The sequence below is a fragment of the Actinoplanes sp. NPDC051633 genome, from assembly GCF_040681735.1.
Classification (GTDB): domain Bacteria; phylum Actinomycetota; class Actinomycetes; order Mycobacteriales; family Micromonosporaceae; genus Actinoplanes.
In genome coordinates, this window is sequence record NZ_JBFAZH010000156.1 from 1 (window position 1) to 10,129 (window position 10,129).

Annotated in this window: 13 protein-coding genes; 5 read left to right on the top strand and 8 right to left on the bottom strand. The window is 70.3% G+C overall.

The window, feature by feature from the left end:
* On the top strand, window positions 1-797 hold a 797-nt coding region (locus tag AB0M20_RS11945), incomplete at its 5' end, for a YihY/virulence factor BrkB family protein (protein WP_364297176.1).
* A 4-nt stretch (window positions 798-801) separates the two neighbouring features.
* Here the strand turns inward: AB0M20_RS11945 and AB0M20_RS11950 are convergent.
* Together AB0M20_RS11950 and AB0M20_RS11955 are read right to left on the bottom strand one after the other, a co-directional pair.
* Complete coding sequence (locus tag AB0M20_RS11950) at window positions 802-1,590, bottom strand: SAM-dependent methyltransferase (protein WP_364297178.1); 789 nt, start codon at window positions 1,588-1,590, stop codon at window positions 802-804.
* Between the two features lie 113 nt (window positions 1,591-1,703).
* Window positions 1,704-2,399, bottom strand: a complete 696-nt coding sequence (locus AB0M20_RS11955) for a TetR/AcrR family transcriptional regulator (protein ID WP_364297180.1) — start codon at window positions 2,397-2,399, stop codon at window positions 1,704-1,706.
* A gap of 129 nt (window positions 2,400-2,528) precedes the next feature.
* Between AB0M20_RS11955 and AB0M20_RS11960 the strand changes: the two genes are divergently transcribed.
* Entirely contained in the window at window positions 2,529-4,178 is a 1,650-nt protein-coding gene (locus AB0M20_RS11960; RefSeq protein WP_364297182.1) for an alpha-L-fucosidase, read from the top strand.
* A gap of 133 nt (window positions 4,179-4,311) precedes the next feature.
* Window positions 4,312-5,103 (top strand): M15 family metallopeptidase, encoded by a 792-nt coding sequence (locus AB0M20_RS11965; protein WP_364297184.1) that lies wholly within the window; start codon window positions 4,312-4,314, stop codon window positions 5,101-5,103.
* Window positions 5,104-5,109: 6 nt separating this feature from the next.
* On the opposite strand, the gene AB0M20_RS11970 is transcribed toward AB0M20_RS11965, so the two are convergent.
* Together AB0M20_RS11970 and AB0M20_RS11975 are read right to left on the bottom strand one after the other, a co-directional pair.
* On the bottom strand, window positions 5,110-5,712 hold the full coding sequence (locus AB0M20_RS11970) for a response regulator transcription factor (RefSeq protein ID WP_364297186.1): 603 nt from the start codon (window positions 5,710-5,712) through the stop codon (window positions 5,110-5,112).
* Window positions 5,709-6,896 (bottom strand): histidine kinase, encoded by a 1,188-nt coding sequence (locus AB0M20_RS11975; protein WP_364297188.1) that lies wholly within the window; start codon window positions 6,894-6,896, stop codon window positions 5,709-5,711. Before AB0M20_RS11975 ends, AB0M20_RS11970 begins: the two co-directional genes overlap by 4 nt.
* Before the next feature lie 144 nt (window positions 6,897-7,040).
* Between AB0M20_RS11975 and AB0M20_RS11980 the strand changes: the two genes are divergently transcribed.
* Complete coding sequence (locus AB0M20_RS11980) at window positions 7,041-7,424, top strand: hypothetical protein (RefSeq protein WP_364297190.1); 384 nt, start codon at window positions 7,041-7,043, stop codon at window positions 7,422-7,424.
* Window positions 7,421-7,987, top strand: coding sequence for a hypothetical protein (locus tag AB0M20_RS11985; RefSeq protein WP_364297192.1), 567 nt, complete (start codon window positions 7,421-7,423; stop codon window positions 7,985-7,987). The genes AB0M20_RS11980 and AB0M20_RS11985 overlap by 4 nt, the downstream gene beginning before the upstream one ends.
* Window positions 7,988-8,027: 40 nt before the next feature.
* Here AB0M20_RS11985 and AB0M20_RS11990 read toward each other — a convergent pair whose 3' ends face one another.
* The 4 genes from AB0M20_RS11990 to AB0M20_RS12005 form a co-directional block, all read right to left on the bottom strand.
* The gene (locus tag AB0M20_RS11990) at window positions 8,028-8,411 is read right to left on the bottom strand and encodes a VOC family protein (protein WP_364297194.1); all 384 of its coding nucleotides are present in this window, start codon (window positions 8,409-8,411) and stop codon (window positions 8,028-8,030) included.
* Window positions 8,412-8,449: 38 nt separating this feature from the next.
* Window positions 8,450-9,106, bottom strand: coding sequence for a lytic transglycosylase domain-containing protein (locus AB0M20_RS11995; RefSeq protein WP_364297196.1), 657 nt, complete (start codon window positions 9,104-9,106; stop codon window positions 8,450-8,452).
* Window positions 9,107-9,214: 108 nt separating this feature from the next.
* Window positions 9,215-9,976 (bottom strand): NAD-dependent deacylase, encoded by a 762-nt coding sequence (locus tag AB0M20_RS12000; protein WP_364297198.1) that lies wholly within the window; start codon window positions 9,974-9,976, stop codon window positions 9,215-9,217.
* A 15-nt stretch (window positions 9,977-9,991) separates the two neighbouring features.
* Window positions 9,992-10,126: an SDR family oxidoreductase gene (locus tag AB0M20_RS12005; RefSeq protein WP_364297200.1), complete on the bottom strand. Its 135-nt coding sequence runs from the start codon at window positions 10,124-10,126 to the stop codon at window positions 9,992-9,994.
* Between the last annotated feature and the right edge of the window lie 3 nt (window positions 10,127-10,129).

A 10,129-nucleotide genomic window follows, 5' to 3' on the forward strand; every position in this document is an offset into this window, starting at 1 on the left:
CGCTCGGGCTGCTGGCCTTTGCGGTCTTCGGGTTCGTCCTGGACGACCCGACGGTGCTGCGCTCGGTGGAGGGCTACGTGGCGGCGAACGTGCCCAGCGTCGACGTGCAGGCGCTGATCAACGCCCGGGGCAGCGCCGGGATCATCGCGTTCATCGGGCTGCCGATCACCGGGTGGTTCTGGGTCGACGTGCTGCGCTCATCGATCCGCAAGATCTGGGGCCTGCCCGAATACCCGGGCAAGCTCGTCGTGCGGGTGCTCCTCGACCTGCTGGTGCTGGTCGGGCTCGGGGTGCTGCTGGCGGCTACGTTGCTGGTGGCGTACGGGACCTCTGTCGTCGCGAACCGGCTGGTCGACGCGGCCGATACCGGCGCCGCCCCGTCGCGGTGGCTGCTGGGCGCGGTCGGCGTGTTGGTCGGCATCGGCGTGAACGCGGTGCTGGCCGCCGGCATGCTGACCGGGCTGCCTCGCGTGCGGATGCCGGTGCGTCGTGTGCTGGGACCGGCGCTGGTGGTGGCGGTCAGCCTGGAACTGCTCAAGACCCTCGGCCGGATGTACGTGCAGCGCACCGAGGCCAATCCCACCTACCAGATCGTCGCCGGCGCGGTGGGCCTGCTGGTCTTTCTCAACGCCATCAATCAGACGGTCCTGTTCGCCGCCGCGCTGACGGCGACGAGCACCTCGGGAAGCCCGTCGGACCTGTCGGCGGACGGCGACGACGACGAGACCCCGCCGCCCCGCGGCAAAGTTCACCAGCCCCCGGCTGAGCGGTCCGCGTCCGGCGAGGACGACCCGTGACGGGTTACGGCTTGCGGGCCACCCCGCAGACGACGTCGAGGCGCTGCGGATCAGTCTCGGTGGGCCGCCACAACGGCGCCGAGGTCACGCCGCGCTCGATCAGCTCTAACCCCTCGAAGAAGCGGCTGAACGCCGCGTGACCCCGCAGCACGTACGGCGGGTTGGCCTGCTCGTTCCAGATCTTCTCCGCCTCGCCGTGCTCGATGCTGTGCGACCCGTCGAGCGCGATGAAGTAGCTGCCGGGTGCCAGTGCCGCGACATACTCGCGGACCATGGTGAGTGCCTGGTCGTCGTCGGTGATGTGGCCCAGGATGCCCGACATGATCAGCGCGATCGGCTGATCGAAGTCGAGCGTCTCGCGAGCCTCGGTCAGCACCGTCCGCGAGTCACGGCCGTCGGCGTCGACGTATTGCGTGACTCCCTCGTCGCTGCTGGTCAGCAACGCCCGCGCGTGCACCAGCACGAGGGGGTCGTTGTCGACATAGACGATCTTGGACTCGGGCGCGACGCGCTGCGCCACCTCGTGGGTGTTGTCGGCCGTGGGGAGGCCGGTGCCGACGTCGAGGAACTGGCGGACGCCTCCCTCGCCGGCCACGTGGCTGACCGAGCGCACCAGGAACGCCCGAGACGCGCGGGCGTTGTCCACGATCTGCGGGAAGGCGGCGCGGATCTGGTCGCCGACCTGCCGGTCGACCGCGAAGTTGTCCTTGCCGCCGAGCCAGTAGTTCCAGATGCGCGCGGTCTGCGGCACGTCGGTGTCCAGTTCGTTCGCGGCGCTCGGCACGTCGGCCATCGTCACTCTTCCGTCCCCGATCGACAGTCGTCTGCGGACGCATTCTTCCCGGTCGCGGCTCGTCGGCACAACCCGCGACCGGGCGCCCGAGGTCAGTGGTCGAACGGGTGGCGTCAGCCGGCTGATTCGTACCGTGGCGCCGGTTCTCGGTGTGTCTCGTGGCCGCCGGCTGAGGTCGCACGCTGGGTGAGCTCGACCAGGGTCTCGGCTGCCGGTAGAGGGGCGTAGTCAGGGTTGGCGAGTACTTCGGACGCGATGGCGTCGATAGCCCCGTTGAGGCAGATGGCGGCGGTGCGTGTGTCGAAGTCTCTGAAGTGCCCGCTCCGCTGCCCACGGGCGAAAATCTCCGCCACGGCCTTCCAGCGCTCGGGTTCGGTGCGCATGTTCGTGCCGGTGACGAGCTCCGTGGAGGCGACACCTTCGACCAGGATCCGGATGCCCGCCGGATGGTCGGCCATGTACCGGACGAGCGTGTGGACGTAGGCGGCGATGGCGTCGGGCGGGGAGGTGGCGGCGCGCAGTGCCTCCGACAGTTGCGCGGTGACCTCGTCGAGAGTCTCGGTCAGCACCTGCCGGAGAATCTGCTCCTTGTTCTCGAAGTGGTACAGCACCGCGGCCTTGGAGATGGATGCGCGTTCCGCGATGCGGGCGAGCGTGGCGTTGGCGTAACCGTGCTCGGCGATGAGGTCCACGGCGCACGCGAGGATCTGTGCCCGTCGAGCGTCCTCGACGAAGGTGCGCCGTCGCCCGTCCTTCGCCCTCGGCCTCTCAGCAGATCCAGTGACGTCGGCCACCTGCGGCGGTTCCACGTTGCTCTCCGATCTGTCGCCATCGATCTGACCCCGTGGTAGGTTAACTGACCAAGCGGTCAGCCCGTCGACGGCGCGGCGCGCGAGCCTTTCTCCCCGGAGGGGAGTGGCATGTCACACCACACCGAAATGAAGGCCGCCGGTCGGCCGCACGGCCAGCGCCTCGGACAGCTGCGGCGACTCGGCCGGTCCATGCGACGGCACAAGTGGCGCTCGAGCATCGTCGTCGTCGCTGTGACGATGTTGCTGGTGACCGGGGGACTGTTCGTCGCCGCGGAGATCTGGAAGGCCATCGACGACCGGAAGGCGGAGATGACTACCGACGGGCCGTATCGCGGGACGGTGGAGTCGCTGAACTCCCACCCGCTTCCCGACTGGTACGCCGACGCCAAGCTCGGCATCATGATCCATTGGGGCCCCTATTCGGTGCCCGGCTATGCCCCGAAGGGGACTTTCGCCGAGGTGCTGAGAACCGACTATGACAACGCGATGGTCTCGCATCCATATGCCGAGGACTATGCGAACGCCATGAAGGACCGGAACTCCGCGACCGGCCGATACCACACCGAACACTACGGCACGAAACCGTACGAGGAGTTCGCGAAGCAGTTCGAGGCCGGTCTGGCGCGATGGGACGCCGACGAATGGGCGAAGACGTTCCACGACACCGGAGCGCGGTATGTCGTCATGGTGGCGAAGTATGCCGACGGCTATTCGCTGTGGCCCACCGATGTCGTCAACCCGCACCAGCCCGACTGGCACAGCCGGCGTGACCTGGTCGGTGAGCTCGCCGCCGCGGTGCGCAAACGGGGTATGAAGTTCGGGCTCTACTACTCGGGCGGCGTGGACTGGACGTTTCAGCGGCAGATCGTCAGGAGCCTCGGCGACTATGCGTATCTGCCCTACGGTGACGACTACGCCGACTACGCGACGGCGCAGGTTCACGAGCTGATTCAGCGCTACAAGCCCGACCTGTTGTGGAACGACATCCTCTGGCCCACGGGGCAAAAACGCCTGTCCGCGCTCATGGCCGATTACTACAACACGGTTCCCGGCGGTGTCCTCAACGACCGATGGACCACCACCAGCTTCTGGCACCGGGCCATGGGACTCAAGCCGATGCGCTGGAGTTTCGACCAACTCATGAAGCAGGCGATCAAATACCGGCCGGAGCTGACCACCTCCAACATCACGCAGCCGTCGGTCCCACACAGCGACTTCACCACGCCGGAGTACTCGCAGTATCCGACCATTCAGTCGAAGAAGTGGGAGATGGTGCGGGGCATCGGAAACTCCTTCGGGTACAACCGAGATGAGACCGACGCCGATTACGCGTCTGTAGAGGAGCAACTCCTGCCGGACCTCATCAAGGCGGTGGCGAAGAACGGCAACCTGCTGCTGAACGTCGGGCCGAGCGGCGAGGGCGTTCTCGTGCCGGAGCAGACGAGCCGCCTGCGCGGCATCGGCGACTGGCTCGGCATCAGCGGCGAAGCCATCTATGGCACGCGGTCCTGGCGGCAGGCCGAAACGACCACGACGACCGGCCTGCCGGTGATCTTCACCCGGAAGGACGGCACCCTGTACGTGACGATCATCGGCCGGCCGGCCGGAACGAAGCTCGTCATCAAAGACCTCGGTATCCACGGCACAGCCGCGGCGCTGGCCGACGGCTCCGCCGTCCGGATCGCCTCGGAGGGCAGCGATACGGCCTTGGTCTTCGACAAACCACTCGACGGGCGGTTCGCACCCGTGGTCCGGGTGACCGGAGCCGCGTCATAGCAGAGCGAACCGCGCAGCTGAGGGGCGTAGTGACATGCGGGTAGGCATCGCGACGGTATTCAGGCCGCACTTGCTGGCGGCTCTGGTGGCTTGCGGTGCCCTGGCAGCCTGTTCCGGCACATCCTCCGGTCCGGTGCCGGGCACGCCGGCGGTCACGTCCGCCGCTCCGGTCGCCGCTCCGGCGGCGAGCCCGAGCCCGCCGATCGGGCGCATCGGCGGCGCCACCACGGCACCGGCCTGGCTCGGGACGCGGACGCTGCCGGTGCGGCCCAACGGCTTCGCGGCCGCCCGGCGCACCCCGCCCGAGCTGCGCAACCGGTCCATCGTCACAGTGGACGACCTGCCGCCGCCGGCCGACGGCGGCTTCCACTCCACGATCGAGGCCGTGCCGGCGAGCGTGCTCGCCCGCTCGACCTGGACCAGGGACTGCCCGGTCACGGCCACCGATCTGCGATACGTGACGGTCGGCTTCCGCGGGTTCGACGGCCGGGCGCACACCGGCGAGCTGCTGGTCAACGCGCGAGCGGCCGACGCGATGGTCGAGGTGTTCGGCGAGTTGTTCGCCGAGGGATTCCCGATCGAGCGGATGCGGGTGACCAGCTCTGCCGAGCTCGACGCGCCGCCGACCGGCGACGGCAACACCACGGCGGTGTTCGCGTGCCGGCCGGTGCGTGGTCAGAAGGCCTGGTCGCAGCATGCCTACGGGCTCGCCGTGGACGTCAACCCGTTCCAGAATCCGTACCACAAGGGCGACGTGGTCCTGCCCGAGCTGGCCACCTCCTACCTCGAGCGGGGGGATGTGCGGGCCGGCATGATCCGGCCGCGCGGGCCGGTCGTACGAGCGTTCGCGTCGGTCGGGTGGCGGTGGGGCGGCGACTACCGCTCGCTGAAGGACTTCATGCACTTCTCCGCCAACGGCGGCTGAGCCCGATCAGATCCAGCCCTCTTCCCAGGCGCGATGCGCGGCCGCGTGGCGGGATCTGACGCCGAGCTTGGTCATCGCGGTCGACAGATAGTTGCGGACCGTGCCGGGTGCGAGGTGGACCTCGGTGGCGATGTCGTTGACGGAGCCGCCCATCCGCGCGGCCCTCAGCACGTCCAGCTCCCGCCCGGTGAGCGGGCAGGTGTCCTCGGTGAGCGCCGATGCGGCGATGTCGGGGTCGACGTAGCGCCGGCCGGCGTCGACATCTCGGATGATCTCCGCCAGCCGGTTCGCCGCCGTGGTCTTCGGCACGAACCCGCTCACCCCCGCGGACAGGGCACGGCGGAGCACGCCCGGCCGGGCGTGCCGGGTCACGAGCACGATCCGGGTCGGCAGGGCCGCCCGGATCTCCGCCACGGCGCGCAGGCCGTCCGCCGGCGGCATCTCCAGATCCAGCACCGCGATGTCCGGCCGGTGCTCGAGGGCCAGGCGCACCGCTTCGGTGGTGGTGGACGCCTGAACCACGACGGTGAGGTCGTCCTCCAGCTCGAGCAGGGCAGCGAGGGCGCCCCGGAACATGTCCTCGTCGTCCGCGAGCAGGAGCCGGATCACCGGGTCTCACGCCCGGCCGGCAGCGGCAGCGTCGCCTCGACGACGAAGCGGTCGCCGTCGAGCCGCCAGGTGAGGTCACCGCCGGCCGACCTCAGGCGCTCGGCCAGCGTCGCCAGGCCGGTGCCCGGCGGCGCGTCCGGCCGGTGGACGGCGCCGTCGTTGCTGACGCTCAGGCGGGCGCGTTGCCCGTCCACGTGGTAGTCGACTTCGGCGTGCGCCGCGTGGCTGTGCCGCAGCACGTTCGTGGTGGCTTCCCGCACGACCAGGCCGAGCAGGTGCCGGCCGGCCGGGGAGAGTTCGCCGACCGGCTGCACGCTCATCGTCGCGTCGATGTCGGCCGCGGCCAGCACGCGTGTGGCGTTGGAGATCTCCTCCTCCAGGGTCGTGCGGCGGTACCCCTGCACCAGTCCCCGGGTCTCCTGCAGCGCCGCGATGGACAGCTGCTGCACCTGCTTCATCTCCGCGGCCGCGCGGGCGGCGTCGACCTCCGCGAGGCGGGCCGCGAGCTCGCTCTTGAGCGCGATCACCTGCAGGTGATGGCCCTGGATGTCGTGCAGGTCGGCGGCGAAGCGCAGCCGCTCGTCCTGGACCGCCAGCTCCGCGGACATCAGCCGGGCGTCGTTGAGCCGGCCCGCGATGTCCCAGGCCCAGAGCGGTCCGAGCATGACCCAGGCGGTGAACAGGAACAGCCCGGGCGGGAACGTGGCGGCATAGATCACCTCGTCGCCGCCGTGGGCCGTGCTGGCCAGCGTGCCGGGGACCGCCGCGAGCAGCGTCGCGCCGGCGACGACGAGCAACCGGCGCCGCGCCGGTGCGAACGCCGCGAAGATCGCCGCCATCATCGCCGGCGCCACCGCCCAGAGCCCGTAGTCCTCGAGGCCGAGCGGGATGCCGCCGAGCACGGCGGCGCCGGCGCTGCCCGCGACCAGCCACGCGGTGGGCCGGTTCGCCGTCGCGGCGCCCGGCAGCAGCGCGAGCCGGCGGCTGAGCAGGACCACGATCACGGCCGCCGTGGCCGCGAGCGCGACGGCGCAGCTCCACCGGGCCCACGCCGGCACGTCGGGGTCGACCAGCCAGTCCGCGAAGCACATCACCAGGATGAACGCGGTCGCGCCGGGCACCGTCCACCACGTGTACCGGCGCAGGCCCGCCAGGGGTGTCGCGTGACTCACCGGCTGCTCCACGCGGTCATTGTGGCAGTTCACGAACCCTTCGCCGACCACCGCGCGAGACAGATGACATCTGTCATCGGACCTCGTGACAGATCCACGCCGAGGCATCGGGAATCGGCACTGACGGTCGCCAACCCCGCTCACCAGCATGAAGTCATGACAACCAACCCATGGAGTCACTTCATCCGTCACTACCTGGAGATGGTCGCCGCCATGGTCGCCGGGATGGCGGTCCTCTGGGGAATCGGCGCGGGCATCTCGGCGATCGCCGGGCTCGAGTACTCGCTGCCGCCCGAACTCGCCGCGCTGAAGATGGCCTTCGACATGTCGGCCGGCATGGCGGCGTGGATGCGGTACCGCGGGCACGGCTGGTCCGGCATCGGAGAGATGGTCGCCGCCATGTTCGCGCCCGCGATCGTGCTGGTCCCGCTGAGCTGGTTGAGCGTGATCTCGGCAGAGGCGGTCATGCTCGCGACCCACGTCTTGATGCTCCCGCTGATGCTCGTGGTCATGCTGCGTCGCAGGGGGGAGTACGCATGACCACCACGCACGGCGCCCGGGGCTGGGCCGGCGCGCTCGGGCGGCGGTGGCCCACGGCGCTGGCCATCGCGATGTCCGCGGCGACCTGGGACGGCGGTGGGTCGGACGAGTCGGTGATCGCCCTGGGACACTTCCTTCCGCAGCTGGCGTTGCTCTACCTCATCGTCTGCAAGATCCGGCGCCCGCGCGCCTCCTGGCCGGTGCTGGTGACCGGCCTGACGATCACCGTCGGTCTGCGGGCGCTGGACGTCATCTCGCCGGCATCGCTGGTCGTGGCCGTCGCGCTGGTGGTCCTGGTCTGGGCGGCCGTCGACGGGCAGCTGCGCCGGTCGGGTCTGTTCCAAATCCAGGCGCTCGGCATGCTGGGTTTCGGCGCTCTCGCACTGGCCGGCCTCGCGGTGGAGCCGGAGGTGGGCCGCTACCTCGTGGCCGCGGGCTGGTTGCTGCACGGCGTCTGGGACTACGTGCACCTCTGGCTCGACAAGGTCGTGGTCCGGTCGTACGCCGAGTGGTGCGGCCTCGTCGACATCCTGGTCGCCGCCCAGTTGCTCCTGCTGCGATAGCCGCCGCCCGGCGGGTCCGGTCAGGCGAAGTCGGCCGCCGTCATGCCGGCCGCGTGGCCGGGCGGCCACTGGACGAGCTCGATGCGGTAGCCGTCGGGGTCGTCAGCCACGACGTACGAATCCCCGGCCCCGGCTCGGTCGGCGGCTCGGCTTCCAGGCCCCTGGTGGCGAGGTCGGCGATCACGCCGTCGAGGTCGTCCACCTGGACGACGAGGTGGTTGACGGCCCGGATGTCCTCGACCGGCCGGGCCGGATCGTGCACGAGCTCGAGGCTGACGAACGGATCGTCGGGAAGCTGGAGCATGGTCAGGCTGCCGAAGTCGGTCTCGGCGACGACGCCGACCTTGTCGTACCCGAGCGCTGTGTAGAAGGCGAGTGAGCGCTCCAGGTCGGTGACCCGCAGGCCGAGCTGCAACATGCGCATGCGGGGCAGACTAGCGCCGAGGTCGCCCGTGACGGCGGCTAGTAGGAATTCGTGCGCTGGAAGTGCGACCACGCCCCGCACGGCGTCTTGTAGCGGTTCTTGTTGTAACCCAGGCCCCACTTGATCTGCGTTGCCGGGTTGACGCGCCAGTCGTCGGCGACCGAGCCCATCTTGCTGCCCGGCAACGCCTGCGGGATGCCGTACGCGCCGCTGCCCCTGTTCTCCGCCTTCGCGTTCCAGCCGCTCTCGTGATCCCACAGCTTCTCGAGGCACGGGAACTGGTCGATCGCGAAGCCGGCCTCGAGCATCAGGGCGCAGCCCGTCTTCCGGTTGCCGCTGAACTCCTGGCAGGAGGCGGGAATCGGCCCGTCGTACGGACGCAGCGCCTTCTTCCGTTCGATCGCCTTCTTCTCCAGCTTGCGCGCCTTGGCGGCCGCGGCCTTCGCCTCCGCCGCGACCTTCTTGGCGGCGGCACGCTCGGCCTCCCGCTGGCGGGCCCGGGTGGCGGCGGCCTGCTCATGCCGGGCGCGGAGCAGTTGCACGTCATCCGCCGCGGCCTGCACGGTGAGCAGAGAGCGAGCGCCCTGCCCAGGGCCGGAGTCGTCCTGCGCGAGGGCCACGCCGCCGATCACACCGGCGACCAGCAGCGCGGCCGAACCCAGCCGAGCACACACAATGCCCCAAGGCCGTTGCACGTTGTTCGTCCCTTCGCTGCGGCATCTCAGGCGGCGACGCCGGGTGACGATGGCACATGCGCCGGACGATTGCAACGAGGCGGCCGCCGGAAGCCGCGGCCGCCCGGACTAATGGGCGTCGATCAATGCGGGCAGGACCTCGGCGGCCGTGCCGCGCAGGCTCACCGTGGCGATCGGATCGAGCGGGGTCGGGGCCGGGTTGACCTGAATGACCTTGCCGCCCATCCGAGCTGTGACCTGCGGAACCTCGGCGGCCGGGTAGACCAGGCCGGAGGTTCCGACGCTGAGCAGCACGTCGGCGTTCGCGGCGGCCTCGACGGCGGCCTCGAGCGCGGCGGACGGCAGCGCCTCGCCGAACCACACCACACCCGGCCGGACCGGCGATCCGCAGGCGTCGCAGGACGGCGGCGGGATCCGTTCGCCGTCACTCTCCGGCATCGTCTCGGCCGTCCGGGCCGGCTGCGCGCAGGCCGAGCAGCGCGGCGCGAACAGGCTGCCGTGCAGGTGGATCACCGTGGAGGAACCGGCCTGTTCGTGTAGATCGTCGACGTTCTGGGTGACCACCACGGTGCCCGGGGTCCGTCGCTCGAGCGCCGCGACGGCGACGTGCCCGGGGCTGGGAGCGACGCGGCGGGCGAGGGCGCGACGCCACTCGTACCATCCCCAGACCAGGGCCGGGTCGTCCGCGAACGCCTGCGGGGTGGCGAGCCGCTCGGCGTCGAAGCGCGCCCACAAGCCGGTCAGCGCGTCCCGGAACGTGGGCACGCCGCTGTCGGCCGAGATGCCCGCCCCGGTGAACACCACCACCCGGTTGGCGGCGTTGAGCAGGGCGGATGCCTCTCGTAGTTGGTCTGAACTCGATGTGTGCATCCGTCGGCGGCCCGGTCAGTAGACGGTGTAGCCGCCGTCGATGACCAGCACCGAACCGGTGACGAAGGCCGCCGCGGGGGAGCAGAGGTAGACCACCGTCGGGGCGATCTCGTCCGGCATTGCGTATCGCTGCTGCGGGGCGTCCTCGATCCA